Annotated in this window: 17 protein-coding genes; 9 read left to right on the top strand and 8 right to left on the bottom strand. The window is 32.5% G+C overall.

Annotated features, from left to right (window positions below; all coding sequences use genetic code 11):
* Positions 1-44: 44 nt before the first annotated feature.
* The 4 genes from KPL51_RS16590 (at position 45) to KPL51_RS16575 (ending at position 5,104) form a co-directional block, all read left to right on the top strand.
* Positions 45-1,553 (top strand): NAD(P)H-hydrate dehydratase, encoded by a 1,509-nt coding sequence (locus KPL51_RS16590; protein WP_216163790.1) that lies wholly within the window; start codon positions 45-47, stop codon positions 1,551-1,553.
* Between the two features lie 208 nt (positions 1,554-1,761).
* Positions 1,762-2,298: a hypothetical protein gene (locus KPL51_RS16585; protein WP_216163788.1), complete on the top strand. Its 537-nt coding sequence runs from the start codon at positions 1,762-1,764 to the stop codon at positions 2,296-2,298.
* A 164-nt stretch (positions 2,299-2,462) separates the two neighbouring features.
* A complete protein-coding gene (locus KPL51_RS16580) occupies positions 2,463-3,605 on the top strand; it encodes a carbohydrate kinase family protein (RefSeq protein ID WP_216163785.1) in 1,143 nt (380 codons plus the stop codon).
* 299 nt (positions 3,606-3,904) lie between these two features.
* Positions 3,905-5,104, top strand: coding sequence for a hypothetical protein (locus KPL51_RS16575; protein WP_216163783.1), 1,200 nt, complete (start codon positions 3,905-3,907; stop codon positions 5,102-5,104).
* A 247-nt stretch (positions 5,105-5,351) separates the two neighbouring features.
* On the opposite strand, the gene KPL51_RS16570 is transcribed toward KPL51_RS16575, so the two are convergent.
* From KPL51_RS16570 to KPL51_RS16555, 4 genes are all read right to left on the bottom strand, one after another.
* Positions 5,352-6,350, bottom strand: coding sequence for a DUF5050 domain-containing protein (locus KPL51_RS16570; protein ID WP_216163781.1), 999 nt, complete (start codon positions 6,348-6,350; stop codon positions 5,352-5,354).
* A gap of 360 nt (positions 6,351-6,710) precedes the next feature.
* Positions 6,711-8,021, bottom strand: a complete 1,311-nt coding sequence (brnQ, locus tag KPL51_RS16565; protein WP_216163779.1) for a branched-chain amino acid transport system II carrier protein — start codon at positions 8,019-8,021, stop codon at positions 6,711-6,713.
* Between the two features lie 288 nt (positions 8,022-8,309).
* Positions 8,310-9,653: a sigma-54-dependent transcriptional regulator gene (locus KPL51_RS16560; protein WP_216163778.1), complete on the bottom strand. Its 1,344-nt coding sequence runs from the start codon at positions 9,651-9,653 to the stop codon at positions 8,310-8,312.
* 10 nt (positions 9,654-9,663) lie between these two features.
* Positions 9,664-11,691: a transporter substrate-binding domain-containing protein gene (locus KPL51_RS16555; RefSeq protein ID WP_216163776.1), complete on the bottom strand. Its 2,028-nt coding sequence runs from the start codon at positions 11,689-11,691 to the stop codon at positions 9,664-9,666.
* A 211-nt stretch (positions 11,692-11,902) separates the two neighbouring features.
* On the opposite strand from KPL51_RS16555, the gene KPL51_RS16550 reads away from it, so the two are divergent.
* Both KPL51_RS16550 and KPL51_RS16545 read left to right on the top strand, forming a co-directional pair.
* Positions 11,903-12,082, top strand: coding sequence for a DUF421 domain-containing protein (locus KPL51_RS16550; protein ID WP_216163774.1), 180 nt, complete (start codon positions 11,903-11,905; stop codon positions 12,080-12,082).
* 66 nt (positions 12,083-12,148) lie between these two features.
* Entirely contained in the window at positions 12,149-12,421 is a 273-nt protein-coding gene (locus KPL51_RS16545; protein ID WP_224854384.1) for a YetF domain-containing protein, read from the top strand.
* A gap of 74 nt (positions 12,422-12,495) precedes the next feature.
* On the opposite strand, the gene KPL51_RS16540 is transcribed toward KPL51_RS16545, so the two are convergent.
* From KPL51_RS16540 to KPL51_RS16525, 4 genes are all read right to left on the bottom strand, one after another.
* Positions 12,496-13,380, bottom strand: a complete 885-nt coding sequence (locus tag KPL51_RS16540; protein ID WP_216163770.1) for a gamma-glutamylcyclotransferase family protein — start codon at positions 13,378-13,380, stop codon at positions 12,496-12,498.
* Between the two features lie 224 nt (positions 13,381-13,604).
* Positions 13,605-14,588: a DUF3231 family protein gene (locus KPL51_RS16535; RefSeq protein ID WP_216163768.1), complete on the bottom strand. Its 984-nt coding sequence runs from the start codon at positions 14,586-14,588 to the stop codon at positions 13,605-13,607.
* A 79-nt stretch (positions 14,589-14,667) separates the two neighbouring features.
* On the bottom strand, positions 14,668-17,337 hold the full coding sequence (locus KPL51_RS16530; protein ID WP_216163766.1) for a chemotaxis protein CheB: 2,670 nt from the start codon (positions 17,335-17,337) through the stop codon (positions 14,668-14,670).
* A gap of 269 nt (positions 17,338-17,606) precedes the next feature.
* The gene (locus tag KPL51_RS16525) at positions 17,607-19,076 is read right to left on the bottom strand and encodes a sensor histidine kinase (protein WP_216163764.1); all 1,470 of its coding nucleotides are present in this window, start codon (positions 19,074-19,076) and stop codon (positions 17,607-17,609) included.
* A gap of 313 nt (positions 19,077-19,389) precedes the next feature.
* Between KPL51_RS16525 and KPL51_RS16520 the strand changes: the two genes are divergently transcribed.
* The 3 genes from KPL51_RS16520 to KPL51_RS16510 all read left to right on the top strand — a co-directional run bounded on the left by KPL51_RS16520 (position 19,390) and on the right by KPL51_RS16510 (position 23,032).
* Entirely contained in the window at positions 19,390-19,761 is a 372-nt protein-coding gene (locus tag KPL51_RS16520; protein ID WP_216163762.1) for a hypothetical protein, read from the top strand.
* Positions 19,762-19,800: 39 nt separating this feature from the next.
* A complete protein-coding gene (locus KPL51_RS16515; RefSeq protein WP_216163760.1) occupies positions 19,801-20,136 on the top strand; it encodes a DUF421 domain-containing protein in 336 nt (111 codons plus the stop codon).
* A gap of 193 nt (positions 20,137-20,329) precedes the next feature.
* A complete protein-coding gene (locus KPL51_RS16510; protein WP_216163758.1) occupies positions 20,330-23,032 on the top strand; it encodes a peptidoglycan D,D-transpeptidase FtsI family protein in 2,703 nt (900 codons plus the stop codon).
* Positions 23,033-23,238 lie beyond the last annotated feature (206 nt).

Below are 23,238 nucleotides of genomic sequence, written 5' to 3'. Positions count from 1 at the left end.
AATTAAGGGACAAGTTGGATAAAATATTTTGGAGGGAAATGAAAATGAAAATTGGAACAACACAAATAATGAGAAGCATAGATCGCTATTGTATAGATATTTTAGGGATTCCAGGTATTGTACTAATGGAAAATGCAGCACTAAAGGTGATGAAAAATATACCAGAAAATAATAAAAATGTTGTAATTGTTTGCTCCAGTGGCAATAACGGTGGAGATGGTTTTGCAGTAGCTAGGCATCTTTTGAATAGAGGAAGAGGAATTTATGTGGAGATATTCTGTCTTGGCTCAGAGGAAAATATGAGCCCAGATACCTTGGTCAATTTTAATATTATAAGAAATATGGGCGCCAAAATAATAAAAGTGAATAACAGTAAGGACTTAGATATTTTAAGAGAGAGCATAAGTCACTGCGATATTACTATTGATGCAATTTTTGGAACTGGAATTTCTAGAGAAATTGAAGGCATTTATTCCTTAGCGATTACAATTATGAATGAAACTAGTAAGTACATTTTATCAATTGATGTTCCATCGGGATTTGAGTGTAATAGTGGAAAGGTTATGGGAACTTGCATTAAGAGTAATAAAACAGTTACATTTGAACTTTTTAAAAGGGGTTTTCTTGCAGGCGGCAGTGAGCCTTATACTGGAGAAGTTGTTGTTGAGAGTATTGGAATACCAAGAAGTGTAGTAGATAAATTTCATGAAGATGAATACATAATGGATATAGATTTTGTAAAAGGGGTAATTAAGAAAAGAAGTAAGTATTCACATAAAGGTGATTATGGAAGAACACTTATTTTGGCAGGATCACAGGGGTTTACTGGTTCTGCGTATATATCAACACAGGCGGCTGTTAGAAGTGGAGCTGGTCTAGTTACACTAGGTTGTGATAGCTCAATTCAAAGCATACTAAGCGAAAAATTAGTTGAAGCTATGACCGCTGCAACTAATGATGAAAAAAGATTGGATTCCTTGATAACTAATAGTAATTGTATTGCAATTGGTCCAGGACTAGGAAATAACCAGGGTACTTTAAAGTTGCTTAGAAAGGTTTTACTAAATTCTAAATGTCCAGTTGTAATTGATTCTGATGGTTTAAATGTGCTTGAGGGGAACCTTGAAATACTTAAAAATACGACCTGCCCTATAGTTCTTACACCTCATATGGGGGAAATGGCAAGAATATCGGGGTTTTCAATAGATGAAATAAATGAAAACAAAATAGATATAGCAAAAGAATTTGCAAAAAAATATGATGTTGTTTTGTTGCTTAAGGGATTTAATACAATAATTACGGATGGTAAAACCCTGCAAATTAATCCTACTGGGAGCAGCGCAATGGCATCAGGTGGGATGGGAGACTGCTTAACGGGTATTATAGCTTCTTTCATCTCTCAAGGGCATGATATATTCACTGCAGCATGCGTTGGCGCGTATGTTCACGGTTACTCTGGGGATAAACTTTCAAAAGAAATGTTTTGTGTAAATGCAAATCATATTTTGGAGGTACTCCCTTTTATAATAAAAGAAATTCAAGAAAGCCGATAAACGTGTGCCGGCCCAGAGACATAGTAATTCAAAATGATTTGCAAAATTTAGCTATTAGCAACCGCAGGTATAAATATAAAGAGTGGAAACCTCCAGCTTATAAGTACTTTTCTATGGTAAAGAAGAATATACTACTAAAGAATTTAACTTACTTAAATAGAAAAGGAAATGCTAGAATATATAAATGAACTTAAATAGGGGGGATACTGTGATATATACTAATAAGGATATTTTGGATTCATATGATAAAAATCTATTAGATGCTCAGAACGGATTAAAGCTATTGAAATTTCGTGCTACTATCAACACACCTAGTTTTGCAGCTTTGGGAGGGTGGGTATTTGAGGAAACAATATGTAATTGCCTTTCAAAAGAATTGAAAAGCTTATCGTCAACTATATTGGACCAACTTCAAATATCGGAACAGTTCAAGCTTAGCAGTTTTAAAACCGGAAGCAAGGGAGTTACTGATTTTAAAATAAGCAAGGGAGATAAGCATATTCTTTTAGAAGTAAAATCAAGTGGTATTCATGCCACTAAGAATCTTGATACTTATAAAGTATACCTGGACATTATTAAGGCACAAGTAGGTTGCGAATATCTATATATAAATGGGTATGAAACATCAAAACACTATAAACAAAAGACTCAGAATATATTTGGAGTTGATAATGCCTTTTTTTTAGACTCTGATGCTGATGCTTGGGAAAAGTTTGTACAAAGAGTAAAGGATATTCTTATTTAATTTTAAACAACCTAAAGAAAAAAACGCAGGGAACTGTGTTTTTTCTTTAGGTAATAAATAAAATATTTCTACGTTTTCTATAGTTATATTGCTAATGCAGTGGACAACCTCTCTTTGTTGTTGTATGATTAAATAAAAAAAGACATAAAATGGGAGGGAAAATTATGATAATGGAATTTAAAACTAAGATTAATGAACTATTGCTTGATTTAGAGAGTAAAAGACCAAGTGATGAAAACGTTTTGATTGGTTTGGATGGTTTTGTTGATAAAATTGTTCATGTGGTAGGGAAAAGAAAAAGTGCAATAGAATTCGATAGAATAAAAACCATTAGTGAATTTGGGCAAAGGATAGTAAAAGCCTCTGGACTTAGCACTAATTTTGAAATGGTAGTATTGCAGGAAAAACTTGGTGGTAACGGCCCAATATTAAGCAATGCATTCTTAAACTATGGACTCGGCCTAACTTATATTGGAGCCCTTGGGTATCCTCAAATAGATAATGTGTTTGAACATATAAAAGAAAAAGGTGTGGTATATTCCATAGCGAGTCCAGGTACTACTGATGCTTTAGAATTTGATGATGGAAAACTAATGATTGGTAAACTTGATTCCCTTAATGATGTAAATTGGGAAAATATAAAAAAAATTATTGGAATACCTAAGCTTATAGAACTTATAAATGATTCAAGCCTCTTTGGACTTGAAAACTGGACTATGCTTCCACATATGAGTAGTATATGGAGGGGCATAATAGAGGAGGTTGTTCCTCATATTGATAATACTAAAGGAAAAAGATTTATGTTCTTTGATTTGGCGGATCCAGAGAAAAGAACTAACGACGATATTATTGAAGCGTTGCAGCTGATACAAACATTTAATATACACTTCAATGTGATACTTGGACTTAATTTAAAAGAAGCTGTTGAAATAGCTGAGGTTTTAGGGATAGAAGGATACAAATGCGATAATCTTGATAAGATTAACTTAAAAGGTTTAACACAGCAAGTATCAAGAAAATTAAATTTATATTGTCTTCTTATACATCCAACAATAGAAGCAACAGCAGTAGTTGGAGAGAGCTACTATCATGTTAATGGTCCTTATACAGCAAATCCAATACTAACAACAGGTGCTGGGGATAATTTCAATGCAGGTTTTTGTATTGGGCAAATTTTTAACCTAAGTCCAGAACAATCCTTAATTTTAGGAGTTGCAACCTCAGGGTATTATGTTAGAAATGCCAAAAGTCCAAGCTTCCATGATATAAAAGAATTCTTGAAAAACTGGTGTGATGATAATATCTAAAAGTAATGGGAAGTTATAAATATAAACTTAATATTAATGGAACGTATTAGTTTTAGAGGTAATGTGTTTGATAATTTTAATATTGCAGATTAATGAAAAATAGTGAATGTATGATTTTAAGTAATCATACATTTTTTTTTATTCAATTTAGACTATAATAGTATAAATAAGTTGCGAAATGGCTGTATTGGACCTATTTCAATTTGTTTAAAATTGTTGTATACTATATGGTGCGCGATACAAAGGAAAACAAATACATTTATGCGAAAGCTAGATAAAAAAAGGAAGCGGAAATTATTTTGACAAATTTTATTATACCTGCAATTATTACTTTGATAATATCAATTACATCGGGGTTAATGCTAGATTATTATAAAAATTTAGCACCTAAAATATTAGGGAATGTACAAAATGGCATACCTATAGAACTGAATAGTAAAAAACTTTGTTCATATATTATTACTGTTAGCAACCCATCAAATAAAACAATTCATGAGCTAACACTAAATATACAAAGTTCACAACCTAATTTAAAAAGTACAGGCGCCACAATAACAAAAGGTTTGAAATTTGATTCTTCAATAAAGGATAACATTTTAGAGGTTTATATCCCTTTTTTAAGTAAGGGAGATAAGTTCTCAGTTACGGCATATGTAGAAAATGAAGATGCAGTAGACACTAAGCCTTTTCTTGTAATTAGATCACCTGAAAATTTTAATCAGATAGACTCTTTAAAACAAAAGGGAAATCAATTGCTATGGTTTAATATACCTAAAAATTTGAACCAGGTAATTTTGAAGGTTATGCAAAGGTTAAAAAGAATAGTTTCTAATACAAAAAATGATTTAACAAAGTTTATGAGTAACAAAGTGAGTACTGAACAAAGAACAAATAAAAAAGGTAGAGAAGTGCCCCCTGGAAATAAGAAGCCCAGTAAGAATAAGAAGGCAATGATAATCACTGTATCAATTATTTTATTTATGCTTATCGGAGTTTTAGAAAAATTTTATCTCAAAGGGACATTTACTAATTTAAAAACGCCTACAGCAAAAATTACTGTTCCTAAACAATCCACTAAAACGGATTCAAAAGCAGGAATAACTGGTGTTACGGGTGAAACAGGATCAACTACGAAAACTACAGATACAACAAAATCAACCGGAACAACCACCGAAAAACCAGGTGCTAAAAAACCTACAGAGACAACAACTGGAACTGCAGGTGTAAAAGATTCGACAGATGAAAAAACTAAAACTACAGGTCAAACCGGATCAACAACTGGAACCGAGGGCTCAACAGATGGAACTAAGGATTCAACAGGAGAAACAACTGGAACAACAGGTTTAGAAGGATCGACATCTGGAACTACGGATTCAAAAGATGGAACCAAGGATTCGACAGGAGGAGCAAGTGGAACTAAGGATTCCACAGAAGGAGCAACTGGAACTACGGGTTCAAAAGAACAATTTGGTGGAACAGCTGAAACTACAGGAAACTAGTTATTTTGATAATTCGCTAATCTCATAAAATCCCTAACACTATATTTAAAAATCTTGGTTATATAGTCATATTTTCCAACTATTGATACAGCTTATTTAGAGTTTTTTTAAGAGTGGGTAATGAGTTGATAAGTTTGCACAAAAAAAAGACCAAGAGAAATACTGGAATCTCATGATCTTATTAAGGACAATTACTCCATAGGGTCATATAAAAAGCTTAAGAATATCATTAAGCTCTGCTTTGCTTTTAAACTTTCACTAGTATTATCTCGCCTTTACTATTAAAATAACAAAGTTTATCATTTACCATATAAAGATTAATCGTTCTATCTTTTTCAATAATATCTAATTTTTTTAATAGCTTTTTATCAGTAGAATTAATTTTAGTCACATATAAGTTTTTATCAATCACTTCATAAAGATTATTGTTTGTTGCAAAGTAGACTGAGGCTGTAGCTTCTGATAAAGTGTAAATGCTAGAAGGTGAAAACTTTGCTTTGCATAATCCAAAAATATCCTTTGAGCTTTTATATGGAACATGCAAACTAGTATAAAATATGTTGCTATCATTTATTGCTTCAATATTGGCATTCCATAAATTATAAGTTATATCCGTTTGTTTACTAAAATTATTGATGTTTGCTTTGAATAAAGTATACCTGTCATTACAATAAGCCCATCCATCATCTTTAATATATATACGATAAGCGCAAGTAGTTCCTAGAGGAGTCTTCTTATTAGTAGCTAAACTTACTTTATACACATCTTTTGGATAATAAAAAGGAGTTCGCATTGCTGGATTTATGGGCTTGAATACAGCATAATAGGCATATCCATTTACTATTTGGAAATTATCATCCACTTTATCTTTTACAAATAATTTTTTTGAGGTGCCATTATTGTTAATTTTATAAATTTCATAAGGACCGTTATTTTGCTTTAAGTAAAATATAGAGTCTTTATAAATACTTATATTAGAGGCTATATCATCGCTTAATTTAATTTTATGAGTACCATCTATATTACATTTATATAATTTACCACTATCTTGCGGATTGGAAAAGTATATATAATTACCCATATAAGCAACTTTACCAGAATTAATTTGATTACCAATGCTATTTCCTCTTATTATAGTTTTGGTCGCAACCTGCGCAGCTTTAACAGCTCCACTTGATAAGATTGTAGTTAAAATTAATGACATAAGTGTAGCTCTTACAAATTTTATTAGAATTTTTTTCTTCACTTAATATTTCCCCCTAAAGATTCAATTTTAATATTTAATATGACTAAGTAATATTTTATAACATAATGAGTAGAAAGTCTATATTTTCATTTAATGGATCTAAAAACCATGTAAAATTATGAAATATGTTATTAAATTTACAATAATATTCGATGAGAATTTTGGGAGTCATTTAACAGATGCTTATTCAATTAAAGATGTTATAGCATTTTCTTTGGTAAAAAAATAAAATACCCCCCTCCATAATTTAACGGGGGAGGGGGGGTGTCTTATCACTCTACTTGATCTTTTTGTAAATAGATTTGTTTTTTCCTCATAATAATTATCAAGTTGTTGTTTTTTAGTGCTGAATTGATATGTTTATGCTGCTTCTGTTTCAGTAGCATCTTCATTTATAGTATCTTCTTTTGCTTTTATTGAAATGTTGGAAATTATAAAAGCTAGCAAAGTAGGTATAAGCCATGAGAATCCAACACTTGCTAGAGGAATAAATTTAAGAAATCCAATACTATTTGGATATACACCATTTATAGTATCCAAAATACTTATAAATAGCGCTGTGTATGTAGTTATAGCAACAACCGTGTTGCTTTTCACAATATCCCCAAGCAAGGTAATAACTATAAGAACTATTACAATTGGATATAAAATTTGCAGCACAGGGCCTGCTAGTGAAATTATAGCATCAACATTTTTTGTAGCTATTAATCCACTTACTACGGCCATAATAACAGCAGCAGTTTTGTAAGATATTTTATTCTTTGAAACCTTAGCAAAGAATTCTGCTCCACTTGCAAGCAATCCTATAGCGGTTGTTAAGCATGCAAGAGCAACACATAAACCAAGAACAACGCTGCCAATGCTACCTAAATCTAACTTAACAAGCTGCGTAACTAGCTTAGTTCTAGCTATATCTGCTGGAAACAAAGTACTTGTTTGTGTTCCAAGATACATAAGTCCACCATATACAAAGGCAAGGCCCGCTACAGCAACTAGTGCTGATTTTATAGTCATTTTCATTATATCAGTTGCATTTTTATATCCTTTTGATTTAACAGATGCAATAATTATTCCTGCAAATACAACAGAAGCCATAGCATCCATTGTTTGATAACCTTCTATTAAAGCTTTTGATAATCCACCTTTGTAAGATGTATTTACAATTGGTCCAACAGGATTTATTATTCCTTTAAATATAATTACAGCAAGCATTAATAAAAGTGCAGGTGTAAGAATTTTGCCTATATTATCAATTATTGAAGAAGGTTTAAGCACAAATGCAAGAGTTATTGCAAAATACAATATAACTGCTATGTTTTGTGACACAGATGGAAATATAGGATGTATTCCAAGTTCGAAAGTTGTTGCAGCGGTTCTTGGAATTGCAAATAAGGGTCCTATAACAAGAATTAAAGCTATGCCGGTTATTATAGCAAATTTTTTACCTACTCTAATGGCCATTTTGTCATAAGTACCATTAATTTTGGCACAGGCAATTACTCCAGCTAGTGGAAGACCAACTCCTGTAACGAGAAAGCCTATTAAGGATGCGAAAAATGCGCTTCCTGCAGCTTTTCCGAGGAGTGGTGGAAAAATCAGATTTCCTGCTCCGAAGAACATTGCAAATAGTGCAAAACCTATAATAATTGAATGTTTTGTTGTATTTTTCATAGTTTGCCTCCTAATTATTTTTAAAGAGTGAATTTTCTGAAAACGTTACTTGCGATTTTATATGTAAGAGTTGTTCCTTACTATTGTATATAGCAATTGTTATGCCTAAATATTTTAATTCTCATATTTATTTAATAAAAATTGTGATTCTGATAACAATTTATGTTTAGCCCCATCTGTAAGGAGCGTTTTTTCAGAGTGAAGTTGTAGTTGTAATGTTTAATTTCTTTTTTAATAATAAAAGTGGGCAATTTTTTTCCGCCTAGTATGGAAAAAAATTGCCCACTTTTATTTTTGAATCTCATATTCATTGACTTTATTTTGTAGTTGCCTTCGAGTAATACCTAAAACTTTTGATGTTTTTGTCATACTAAAGCTATTTTTTTCTAAGACAGTTTCTATGTATTTTTTTTCTATTGCAGACCTAAATGTTTTTAATGTTTGATCTCCCTCATAGTCAGTAGTGGGTATTTCATGTATTAGCAAATCATCTTTTGAGATAACACCATTTTCACTAAACACTACCAGCCTTTCGATTATGTTTTTAAATTCTCGTATATTGCCTGGGTAGTCATACTGTTTTAGATATTCCCAAACTTCAGGCTCTACCTTGTGTATTTTTTTATTCATTTGTTTAGAGGCTGTAGTTATGAAGTTATTAGCCAAACTATATATGTCTTCCTTATGATGCCTTAGAGGGGGTATTTCTATGATGATGGTGTTGATTCTATAGTAAAAATCTTCTCTAAATAAACCTTGCTCTATCAATTTTACTATAGATTTGTTGGTGGCTGTTATAAGTCTAAAGTCTACGGGTGTACTTATGTTGCTACCTATTTTTTCTATAGTTCTGTCTTCAATGACTCTTAATAGTTTTACTTGTGTTGATAAGGGCATGTCAGCTATTTCATCTAGGAACAGTGTTCCCATGTTAGCTGATTCAAATCTACCAATTCTTTCTTCATTTGCACCAGTGAAAGCTCCCTTGCTATGTCCAAATAGTTCAGACTCTAAAATACTTTCAGATAGAGCATGGCAGTTAACTGCTACAAATGGTTTGTTTTTGCGCTCACTCTGAGTATGGATGAAGTCTGCAAATACTTCTTTTCCTACCCCCGACTCTCCAAGCAAAATCACGTTGACTGGTGTTTTGGCAACTTTTAGCGCCATATCAATAATCTTTTTGAACTCACTATTTTCTGATTCTAGAAGTAATTTCTCTTTTTTATCATATATTTTAGAGTTTAGTTCGAATTTTTTGTACTCTTTGTATGCTTTTTCTATTTCATTTATCAGTTCAACAGGATCATTTCCCTTTACAAAATAAGATACTGCTCCCTTTTTCATTGCTTCTACTGCGTTAGGTACAGTGGCATAGGCAGTCATGAGTATGACTTTGATATTAGCGTCTAATGCTACTATTTTTTCTAAAAGCTCTATGCCGTTCATTCCATTCATCATTAAATCCGTCACTACCATCTGATATTTTTTGTGCTTGATTTTTTCTATAGCATCTTCTGCTGACAGTACTGTTTCTAATATATATCCTTCTATTTCAAGTATTTTAGCTAGTCCTTTTGAATAGGCAGCTTCATCATCTACTATTAATATTCCATAATTTTTACTATTCATTAAATTTCTCCTATTTCAATATTAGTATGGGGTCATGTATCTTTGTGGGAAGTGTAACTATAAACTTTGAACCTTCTCCTATTTTACTTTCCACTTTAATAGTTCCTTCCATTTTTTGTACTTCGTTATATACAATAAAAAGTCCAAGTCCTGTGCCTTTGCTAACTTGCTTAGTAGTATAGAATGGATCAAACAAGTACATTTGTGTATTTGGTTCCATTCCGGATCCTGTGTCAGATACTTCTATAATTATATTGTCATTTTTTCTCCAGGATTGTACCTTAAGTATACCACCTTGCTGCATGGCATCAGAAGCATTAGAAAAAAGATTTAGTAAGATATGTTTCAGAGATTCGCTATATAGTTCTACTTGTAAATCTCTTTCCACATATAACTTGAATTCTATATGCTTTTGTTTTAAGGCCTTTTGATTAAGTTCATAAAGATTTGATATGAAATCTTTTACTGCTATATTGTGTACTTTGTTATCAGAAAGTCTTGAAAAGTTTAAAAGATTGTCTATGATTTTATTGGCTCTAGTCACTGAAGTTTCTATTGTATCTATTGCCTCTTTTTTATCTTCTTCTTTTTCCATACGTCTAAGTAAATATGTATAGTTCCTAATGATTCCCAAAGGGGTTCGTATTTCATGTGCAATGCCTGCTACAAGCTGTCCTACTGCAGCCATTTTACTTGATTGCAACATCTTTTGCTCTGAAAGTTTTAGATCTGTGATATCTTCCATCATTACAAGTACTCGCTCTCTAGTGTTTGATACTTTATCTAATAGATAAGTTCTTACTTTAAATGTTCTCTTTTGATATTCTACTTCCTTTTCTATTGAAGTTCTAGTTTCAAACATTTCTTTTATGAGGCATTCGTCACAGTTGCTTCCTAGTATTCCATTGATATTTTTGCAGTGCATATGTTTAACTCCATCTACTGAGTATCCAATATAATCACAAAATGCTGTATTGGATTCTGCAACAAAGCAGTCTTCGTTTACCACCACCATTAAATGTGTGGTAAGTCCATTGAAAGTAGTCTCTAATTCGTTTTTTGATATATTGAGAGCATTTGTTTGTTTCTTCACTTCTTTTTTTAGCTCCATGTTCCAATAGTAAAAAAATAGTGCTACTAGTATTACTAGGATTATAGCATATTTGACTAAAAGCATATATTTATCAGTGTTGTTATTTTTCATGATTAGTGGTGATGCGCCAAACCATTTTCCGTATATTTTTTCCATGGTGTTATCTTTTTGCAACTGATATATTGCTTTATTAAGTATTTTTACTAATCTTTCATTGTCTTTTTTTACCCCTATTAGAGCTGGTCTTTCGTACAAGTATTCATTTAGTATTGAGTATTCCCGGCTTAGGCCTTCCCCAGTTAAATAATAATTTATTACTGATTCATCTCCAAGGACAGCATCAACCTCACTTTTTTCCAGGCGGCTAATAGCATCTCTTAAATTTTCAGTTTCAACTCCATGTACATCAGTGTAATTTTCTGCTAGATGCTCAAATATATAGTCTCCTTTTATTGCTGCTATAGTTTTTCCTTTAATATTTTGAGGCGTTTTAATACTTGTATTATTTTTTTTTATTAAAATAGCTCCTCTTTGATAGTATATAGGGTTTGTAAAAATAAAGCTACGAGAGCGTTCTTTGGAAGAGTGCATATCACAAAAATCTATATTTCCACTTTCCAGTGCTTTAAGGGCATCATTCCAAATCATAGGCTTAACCTTTATGTTGACTCCTAGTTCGATAGAAAGAGCATTTACGTAATCTATTACAAGCCCCTCATATTGACCGCTATCTGGATTCAAATATCTTAGCGGAGGGGTATTTCGATCTGACCCATATATTAAGTCTCCATATTCTTTCAAATACTCTTTATCAGAGGCGTTTAACCGCTGGTCTTGCGAAAAATATTCGAATATGTTCATGTTATGTTCTATCTTGAAATAATTATTTGCAAATATAAGTACAGTTATTATAATTAATAATGCTAATATATATTTTTTCTTCATTGGTTTTTTCACCCCATGTTATTATAACAGTAAAAACGCAAATATGCAGTTGTGGAATTTTAAAAAGTGGTTGTTTAATGCTTGTATTTTTTTAAATATATAAATATGGAATTTTAAGGAGGCTTTTAACGGTATATGTAGAATTAAATATAATATCTATTTTAAATGAAATTATGCATCTAGAGAGATTCAGTAAGTGAGGTGGAAAATCATGACACTAATATTTCCGTATTTAAAAATTATCTTAACTTCTGTAAGTGTATATATTTTTATCGTGTTTGCTATAAGATTGTTTGGTAAAAGCGAACTAGCTCAATTATCTGTAATTGATTTGGTTTTTATTTTACTAATTAGTAATGCTGTTCAGAATGCAATGGTGGGTACGGATTAATCCTTAGGTGGCGGAATTGTAGCAGCATCTTCATTATTTTTTGTAAATTATTTGTTTAAAAGAGTAATGTATTGCTTTCCTGAATTTAACAAGTTAATTCAAGGAGAACCATTGCTGCTAATTTATCATGGTATAATTAATAAAAAAAATATGTCTAAATCCAAAATCTCAATGGAAGAAATTATGGAGGTAATTAGAGAACATGGTGTAGCAGTGGTAGAGCAAGTTGATTTAGCGGTTTTAGAAGTAGATGGGAATATAAGTGTAATGTCTCACGAGTTTAAACAAAAAACCACAAAGAAGAAAAAAGCACATAAGGCAATTTCAAAAAATGTATAAAAAATAATGGAATTAAGCATGGGCATTGAATTTAGTAAATATACTATTAAAGGGGAAAAGAGATAACTCGAAAGTTATCTCTTTTCTGATCCGCATTGGACCAAATACTTCATTACCTCAAAGTCACTCATATCTGGGTAAGTTTCTTTTATACCCATTCTAAGCACTTCAAGGTATTTATCAGAAGGGTCATGATAGGGTCTTGTATTTGTATTGGTAATGGTAACTATTTCAATTCCATTGTAATCTCCTAAGGATATGGTCTGATTATATAAATTTTCTTCACAGCCCTCTTGACGTGAAATGTCTTCAAACTGCTCTTCAGTAATAAGATACATTCTACCTAAAGATTTTCCTCTGCTATTGATATCTAAAAACGAAATTCCACCACTTCCCCATGGAGAACTTTCATTACCATAATACATTTTATAAGGAATAGTTACTGGTCTAGTATCTTTTGGTAGTGATGTATTTCTACAACCCTCGTAATTTACTCCGTTAAATTTACATTTTCCACCTTTTATATAAATCATCAATCTTTCATATATCAAGTTAGATCCATAGCTTGCATACCAAACAAAATCATTTCTTCTTACTTCTTTATCAGGTTTGTTGTCAGAATCAACTTTAATATTTTTTGAAGCAGATGTGTTATAGACATAGACATAAGCTTCTTGAACCTCATCATCATCATTAATCACTTTAATTAATTTCCTCGTAAATAAATTAGCTTTTGCTTCAGATATATCTAGTTTGTCCAATATGTTACTATCGACAATATACAGCTCACCTTTAACCTTATCAATTTCATTTTGAACTATTAATGGATAATTACCAAAATCATACAACTGAATACCGTCAGCTATAAAATAACCTGCAAATCTGGCCCCTGATAAGAATTTATCATGAAGGCTATTTCCTTTCATAAGCGTACCATAAACAAAAAGTCTATCTACCATAATTGTATCCCTCCATAGATTATTATTTTATAATATAATAATAGATTATATCACGTTATATAACTAAATTGTTAAAAAAGTCTGAATTTTCAAGGAATATTTTTTTTGCTGGGAATTATTTTAGCAAAAGGGGCCTGATATAAAAACCCCCAACCATAGTTTTATCCTACGTTTAGGGAGCACTTTTAAAATCTTCGTATAGAGTTTTTTCATATGAACTCAATTTATGTAACTGGCTCCCCAAATATTGGGACTACTCTTGTCCAACCCTTCATTTTTCCATACTTCAGATATTTATCGTAATATGCTAACTCTGCATCAAGGAGTCCGGTCCATAACCTACGCAATGATTCATTCCTAATAGTTTCAATGATTGCTCTAAGATGAGCATCTAAGGCAGATAATTGCCAGCTTAAAATGATTCGATACATAAACCTATCAGTAATCATTTCAGGATCTATTGGTGTCGTTACTGGTAGTGCAGCTCTGTTAGGCAAGGGTACATTAAGTTTTAGTGCTAACTCCTCAAGCTTTTTAATTTGCTTGTTATATACATATGACCCATGTTGAAGTATTACCTTAAACTCAGTATCATGAGCAAAGCTAGAGAATATACCTATGATTTCAAGTTGTTCATATCTCATAACAATATGATCCCAAATATGAAATGCTTCTGACACGGAAAGCTGTTCTTTTTCCTGAATAATAGCAGTCTTGTAAGTAGGATAAGTCTCCTCCCAGCCTTTCAATTTTCCAAACTTATAAAGGATATCAAAATCCTCAAAATGAATTTTTAAATCTTCTATGATAATATTTCTTAAATTATCATTCGTGCTGGTTGTACGAACTGCATGACTAAGAGACATCAGCTGCGCAACAAGGTCATGGTATATCTTTTTATAGATATAATCATCTGTTATATCATTCAGACGGGTTGCGAACTTAACATCAACCGGAGGTCTGTTTGGCATTATTATACGAAATTTTTCGCCTAATTTCTGTAAATTATCTATTTGATTTTCAAAATCTTTCTGGAATTTTTCTAGGACTACTTCCCAATCTACATCATGAACAAAGTTCTTAAATAATTGAACTGTCTGGGTACTAACATATCTTGCTCTTAGAAGACCATATATATTATATGCCTCCTGAATATCTATAATATCATCTCTCTTTTTAACTTTTTTTATTAATGAAATTATATCCAATACCTTCACCCCTCAATTGTAAATATTGTTACTAGTATGTGTAGAATACTTTTTACATATACCTTGATGGAGGAAATACTTATAACTTACTATTATCCAAATCTAAGGTTGCAGCAACTTCTTTATGACCTTGTTCTAATTCAGCAAGCAACCTGTCATTTTTAAGTAATAGCTCCGCCTCTAGCTTCTTGGACTTAGTGATATCCACAAAAGTGATGACTACACCATCTGTCTTTTCTTCTAAGGTGTGGTATGGTAAAATGCGCGCGTTAAACCAACTCCCATTGCGAGACATGACTTGTTTATCAACACTAGTCAGTGTACGTTGCACCTCCTTAACATCCGCTTCTAGTTCAGGATAAATAAGATCCGATGCAATATCAGTAACAGGCCTTCCCACGTCACTGGTAATTAACCTAGAGACTACAGTCATTTCATTGGTGAAGTGTTTAACGAGCAAGGTGTTATCCAAAAATAAGGTGGCAATCTTTGTACTGTCCATTAAATTATTCATATCGCTTGTGACTAATGATAGATCGTCTAGCTTGGACTGTAGTTCGAAATTAATGGTCTTTAATTCTTCATTTGAGGACTGAACTTCTTCCTTTGTTGTAGTCAGTTCCTCGTTTGTGGACTGGAGTTCTTCGTTGCATGACTGCAATTCCTCATTGCTGGATTTAAATTCTTCTTGAGATAGCTGCATTTCTGCACCAGCAACTTGCCACATTTGGCGAGTTTGTAGTAGTTCTTGCTCTAGTTCCTCCTCACGCTTATTACTGGCAGGGATTGGTCCCATTGTGTCTACTGTGTTACATGCACTAGGGGCAGTTACTTCGGTGAAAATAATCATTACCATTCCACGTAGTTCCTCCGGATCTTTGAGAGGATTTACTGAAATATCAACCATCAGTGTCCCGCCTTCGTTTATCACAACAGCATTTTTGGAAGTAATCTCCTTCTTTTGTCGAATAGCTTTGTAGAAGGTATCACTGAGTTTATAGTTTAGACCTTCACGTGCCATGGCAAAAATATTCCAGTTAACCTTGCCAGAGGGAGGTTCTAGGTACTTACCAGTTCGCCCGGTAATGTAGAGAATATCACCTTTACCGTTTACGAGCACAGTGGCCGGTGAATAACATTGCAAAATCAGTTTATCTGCCTGCGACTGCATGTTTTGAACATCGGTGGTCGGCTGGTTCACTTCAGTCTGATGCGGAGCAAAGGAGTTGGGGAATTCTATAGGCTCCGTCTGAATTAAGGGCCTAAGTCTCTGATAGATTCGGGATTTGAGATCAAGTGGTTTAAAAAGCTCAGTAAAGTTGCCTACTGACTCCGCGCTACCTAAAAACAAAAAGCCACCACTATTAAGACTGTAATGAAAGAGAGGAATGAGCTTTTTCTGAATTTCAGGTGTCAGATAGATAAGCAGATTTCGGCAGATCATTACATCCACCTTTGTAAATGGCGGATCCTTAATCAAGTTTTGCTGAGCAAAGATCACCATATCGCGAATTTCTTTGTTAACCTGATAGCCGCGATCCACCTTAGCGAAATATCTAGTCAGGCGCTCAGTGGACATATCTTTTGAGATGCTAAGGGGAAAAATCCCTTCTCGGGCTTTATCAATAGCTTCATTGTCAAGATCAGTAGCAAAAATTTGAATAGAAAAGTTATCGGGAGACTTTAACTTATCCATAACGTCTTTGAAAACAATGGCTAAGGAGTAAGCCTCTTCGCCGGTGGAACAGCCAGATGTCCAAATTCGAACCGTATCTGTGGGCGACCGCTGTGCTAAGAGGGCTGGTATAACTTTATCCTCTAACAATTTCCATTCCAAGGGTTCACGAAAGAAACTGGTAACCCCAATTAAAAATTCCTTAAATAATAAATTAAGTTCCTGTGGATTATTCTTCAAAAAACGGACGTAGGCGGCTATATCGTCAATTTTATGAATACCCATACACCTTTCAATCCTACGTTGTATAGTGTTTTTTTTGTATGAAGAAAAATCATGGCCTGTATGTGATCGAAGCAAGGCTATAATATTGTCGAAGTAAATCTTGAGTTTATCTGCATTGTCCTTGTCAGTCATAATCATATCAGGTTTATCCTGAATATAGGAAATAATATTTGAAGGCATTGTCTCTACAGTGGATATAACATCAGCTAAACCCGCCTCGATGGCACTGCGAGGCATGTCCTCGAATTTAGCAGAGGATGGCTCTTGTATAAAGACACCGCCTTTTTTTTCCTTAATTTGTTTAAGTCCCTCTGTACCGTCGGCGCCCATTCCTGAGAGTATGACACCAATACTTCTCTCCTTCATATCATTAGCCAGTGAGCAAAAGAAGAAATCTATAGGCAGACGCAAATTGTGGGGCTTAGTATAATCAAAAAGGTGTATCGTATTATGATTAATAGACATATTCTTGTTTGGGGGAATTACATAGACAAAGTTTGGTTGAACAGACATATTCTCATGGGCCTGTACAACTTTCATACTAGTATCACCCTGAAGTAAATCTACCAAAATAGTCTTGCTATTCTTCTCCATGTGCTGAACAATAACAAAAGCCAAGCCACTATTTTTAGGCACATTACAAAGGAAAACTGATAAAGCATCTAGTCCTCCTGCGGAGGCACCGATTCCAATAATTGAAAAGTCTGTTTTTGCTGTATTCGTTTTGGGAGCATTGCCCACAGAATTTTTAGTACTTATGTTTATGTCAAGGTTCTTATTCCCCTTCATTTTATCCCTCCATTTAGAAATTGAATCAAATATCATCTTATCTTCTTATTATAACAAAATATCTGTAATCAGAGTATAATAGTTTATAAATTTGCATTTTATTTTTTAGAGTGACTAATTAACCAAATTTAAGAAGGAAAGTCTCCCACATATATAAGTGAGAGGATTTCCTTCTGAAGTCATTAATAGTAGCTCAGCAGGGGATGCAGCTCTGCAAGACATGTATCTCTGAAAGAGATAATTTGACTATGACATATATACGAGGCTAACTAATTTAATGAATAAATGTCAGAAAACTCAATATGTATTCTCTCAATTCTTTCTTGTGATTCAGCTTCAACTACTCTACATATATCGTTCTCTTCAGGTAGTACTATTACTGGAAATACAATTATAAACTCTGTTCCTTTGCCGTATTCACTGGTTACAGAAATGCTGCCTCCATGTAGCTCCACAAGAGATTTGACTATGGAAAGTCCAATACCACTGCCTTCCTGGTTTCGTGTAAGTGACCTATCTACTTGTCTAAATCTATCAAAAATAATATCTAACTTATCATTTGGAATGCCTATACCTGTATCTTTTATTGATATATTAACATTTTCTCCACTAACATACATATTTACTAGTATATTTCCGCCTGGTTTTGTGAACTTTATTGAATTAGCAAGTATATTTAGTATCACTCTTTCAATCTTTTCTGCATCGCAGGACATTGTACACTCTTCTATATTAGTATCAAATATTAATTCAATGGACTTAGATTTAATATATTCGGCTACTGACATAGTAACACATTCAACAATATTGACGATATTACAGTTCGAAAGCGTTAACTCAAAAAAACCTGCATCAAGTTTTGTAATATCAATCATATTGTTAACCAGTCGTAATTGTCTGTAACAATTCTGTTTCATTATGTTACTATACTTTTTAAATTTCATTACTTTATCATTAACATCATTAACCTCACCGCATGAAACCACATCCAAAAGCTGTAAGGCACATAAAATTACGTTTAGAGGGGTTCTCAGTTCATGGGAAAGGTTACTGAAAAATTCCGTCTTTAAGGTTTCGGATAAATTAGCTTCATTTAATAATTTCTTGGCTGTTATATCCACAAGAGATAAGACGACTCCTTTAATTAAATTCTCAGATGTACAGTATGGTGAGCATTTCAAGAAATACCAGTTTCCATTTTTACTTTGAACTTCCTTCTCATAGGGCAGATGATTAGTTAATACTTGACTTGCACCTATATTTAAGTCATCATTGATCAGATTACTTGATATATCCTGCATTTGACGCCCAATATCCTGCAGCTTAAGGTTTATCTCTTTAGTAATACTGGGTGTAAATTTTCTTACACAAAGTTTTTCATCGAGAAAAATAGTTCCAATATCTGAACTATTTACATAGTTTATCATATCGTTATATAAATCAGCCAATTCTTCATTTTTATATTGATATTGGGTATTAATTCTTAGTAATTCATTATTTGCTGATTTTAATTCTTCGTTTGCAGTGAGTAGTTCTTCATTATAAGCAAGCTGTTCCTCATTTGATGTTTGTAGGCTTTCCTTGGTACACTGTAGTTCCTCTTCAAGTATTATAATTCTTTCATTTAAACTTTCTTCTAAATCAAGTTTCTCTATATATTTATTTTTTTCTACATATTCATTTTTATTAATACTGTCATTTTTATAATGCAAACTTTTAACTGGCATTATATTATTCATAATGAATATCCCCTTTGTTTAATTATTTAAATAATGGCTTTAATCAAATTATTAATTACTGCATGATATATATTATAGTTGTATTTCTACAAATAGCTACGAGTTACCTTTAAATACATCACATTTAATGATATAATTCATTCGCAACTTTCGTCAAACTTTGCATATGAAAAAATTATACATCACTTTTAGTACAATTAAAATGAGAGTTTTGTTATTGTAGACAAATCAGCTAATCCATTAGGTAAATAAAAAGGTGTAATAATTCTATTTTATGTAAATAATAAATATGATCCAGATGGAGGTGGAAATTATGAAAAATAATAATGATATGAGACTTGCTATTGGGATAACTTGGGTAATATCTTTTACTGTTATGTGGATCATATTTAATGCTTTTTTGCCTAGAATTGAATTTAATCTACAATTAAATCAAATCGAAAAAAGTGTTTCAATAAAAGATTGGAATCAAGCCAAAAAATCAATGGAGAAATTAAAAAGTATTTATAATAGAAAAAGGATATTGATTCAATCAAATAATTCAACAGAAATCTTCACAACTTTCGAGTTCACATTAGGACAGCTGGATATTTCAATACGACATGAGCAGGATTATGCGCTTGAATATATTGGAGGACTGAAATCTTCTCTTAACTTTGTTATGAAGGCATTTTGTGGGCCTTGAGTTAGGTTAGAGCTAAACTAATTTTTTTGGAGGAACAACATGATTGATTTTATAGCCCTTAGTATAAGAGTTATAATAGTTTTTTATTTCACTTATCTTTGTACTAGAGTTTTGACTAAAAAAGCTATGGCCCAAATGACAGCCTATGAGTTAGCAGGGCTTATGATACTCGCAAACGTTGCGGCTGAAGCACTTGTAGACAAGGTTACGTTGAAGTCAGTTTATGGTTCTGGATTACTCGTAGTTTTAATGTTTATAAGTGCTAGGTTAGCATTAAAAAACAAATTCACACCTATACTAGAACATACGCCAACTATTATTATCAATAAGGGAAAGCTTGATACGAATTGGAAGCTCAATATTTTAAAAAAATAGGTGTACTGTAATATAAAATATTAATTGATTCTTTTTGTACGGGCTACCTCAATGGTGGCCCGTCTTTATTTTCGCAGAGTTTCTAGAATTTCTTATAAATTCTTACTTTTGGGGAGTGCACAAAATGAAGATAATAACGAAAATTATGATATAATAATTAAGACTTAAGTCATGAAAGGTGTGTACATAAAAAATGAAAGTTTACAGTGGTGATGAAATGGAAGCAGAAAAGAAACTTAACAGGTATAATGTCCTATTTGTAATTATGGTAGTTATATTTTCACTAATAATTGCAAAGCTATTTACTATACAAGTATTAAAGGGGCAATACTACAAGGAGTTAGCAGAAATTAAGACTCATAATATTTTAACAGTAGAGGCACCGAGAGGTCTCATAACAGACAAAAATGGAATAGGACTTGCAACTGAAGTTCCAGGATATAACCTTACATATACCGATACAGTTAAGGCTGATCTAGAGATATTTGTAACACTACAAAAGGTATTTAAAATTTTAGATGAAAATGGAGAAGCTCAGGTAGACAGTTTTCCTTTAAAGATTAAACCTTATAGATTTGAATTTAGTTCAAGTAATCCTAAGGAAATACAAGTTTTGAAGTTGAGGTTTTTGAAAGATAGAGGTCTTCAAGCTAATATATTAAAAACAAAATTTGATAATAAAAAAGAAGATGATTTAACTCCAGAGGAAATTACTAAGCTAAATAATGAGCTTTTAAAATTAACCCCAGAGCAAACATATAATGAACTTCTAAAAGAATATGAGGTAATAAAGGGAGTTTCAAGTTTACATATACAAGAAACACAAGAGGTATTAAGAAGATATTTAATTGTGGAAGACGGTATAAAAATGAACACTTTTTCAAAATATAAATCAATTAGCATAGTAACTAATATAAAGAAAGATACATCACTTATATTTGAGCAAAGTCTTTCAGAATTACCTGGAATTAAGGTAGAAATTCAGCCTGTGAGGCAATATCCATATGGACAGCTTGCTTCATCGGTTTTGGGATATATAAGCAAAATAAGTTCTGCAAATCAGGATAAATATGCAGCAAAGGGTTATGACACAAGTAAGGATTATGTGGGAGTTTCTGGAATTGAAGCTGCCATGGAAAGTTATCTTAAAGGAGAGAAGGGTGGAATAGATGAGGTTACTCAATCTTCTAGTAAGAAGGTAACTCCCGGAAAAAATGTCAAGCTTACATTAGATGCAAATTTGCAGTATACCACAGAAAATGCTTTAAATAGTGAAATGAAAAAATTGCAAAGCAAAGGATTTGTGAATGATTTAAATGTATCAAATGCTACAAGAGGCGCCGCTGTTGCCATAGATATTCATACTGGTGGAATACTAGCACTTACTAGTTTGCCAGGTTACAATCCAAATGATTTTTCTACGTCGCAGGGCTTAACGCAGGCTCAATCAGAAAAATATTTTAATCCAGACTATGAAAAGATGGCAAAAGCTCAGGGAAAATCACAAAGTTTAATTGATTATATGTTCCCAATAAATACAAGCATAAAGGGGAATACTACAATTAGAAAGGACAATTTTGATTATTATCCTAAATACCTATACAATTATGCAACTATGTCACTTATTCCTTCAGGTTCTACTTTTAAGCCAATGACAGCAATTGCAGGTCTTCAAACTGGAGTTATAAATGGTAATACAACTTATTATGATGAGGGCCAGTTTGATATGGGTGGTGGAAATATAAATCATTTCTATACAGATGGGGCACTTGGTGAAGTAGACGTAGTAAGTGCACTAGAAAAATCCAGCAATCCATTTTTTATGAATGTGGGTGGTTTGTTAAGGACAAAATATGGAGATGATATTTTAGCTAAATATGCCTGGGGGTTTGGACTAGGAGCTGATCCTAAGTCCACGAGTCCTGGTACAGGGATAGAAATAAACGAAAATTTTGGACAAGTATATAATACTGTATCACAGAAAAACTTGTCAGCAACTCAATATCTTTTGAATATCGAACAAGATTTAACTATTGGAGTTTCTGGGAATGGAGTTAAATTCCATAAGATAGATTTATACGATAGAGATGGAGACAATAAAATTGTTTATGAAGGGAAAAAACTTTCGGAAATTAAAACTGAAATTAAAACTGAAATAACGAATTCTGTGAAAAATGGAGCTTTTTCAAAGGAGAAGTACGAGAATTTATTTAAACAATTAATTACTGCGGATCCTAAGAATAAAGGACAAAATTTCACTACTGGTGATTTACAAGCAATTTTAAATGATGTAAACTACCAAGCGATAAGTGAAGGACATGCTTCTTTAAATTTAGCATACAATATGTATATTGCATCTATTGGTCAGGGTATGGACAATTTCACACCTGTTCAAATGGCTAATTATATAGCAACTATTGCAAATGGTGGGACAAGATATAAGCTTCATTTAGTTGATAACATAAAAGATTCTAATGGAAAGTTAGTATCTCAAATAAAACCTGTGGTTTTAGGCAAAGCCGATATGAGTGCGCAGACCAGAAATCTTATTATGCAGGGTATGAACAATGTTACAGGAGCAGGCGGAAATACCGATGGTACTGCAAGTGGTGCACTTGGTGATTTTCCTATACCTACAGGTGGTAAAACAGGTACGGCACAGTTTAGTTCATCTGATATACAAAATAAAGTGGGTAGAGGAGATTATGCATGGTATGTGGGATATGCTCCAGCTACCAATCCAGAAATTGCAATATCTGTAGTAATATTTGACGGAGGGTATGGAAGTGATGCTGCAAATGTAGCTAAAGGTATATACGAAGGTTATTTTAAAAATGATCCTAGAATGGCAAAGTATAAGAATAATTATGATATGAAGTTAAAACGTATTAATTAAATTAATTAAAAGATTAATTTGTGATAAAAGCAGTAGCAATGGTCGGAGTAGCGGCCACTGCTGCTGCTTTTTTAATAAACTGAAGATATTCACTATAGTGACAATGTCTATTTTGTAACTTATATTCCGCTGAATGAATTTAGAAACTAATTATTTACTTAAAAGATATTTATTTACAATTATTTACAAAAAGGAATTTTTAGTTT

The sequence above is a fragment of the Clostridium bowmanii genome (genome assembly GCF_018861315.1).
Lineage (GTDB): Bacteria > Bacillota > Clostridia > Clostridiales > Clostridiaceae > Clostridium_AD > Clostridium_AD bowmanii.
This window is presented reverse-complemented; position numbering and strand designations above follow the sequence as displayed.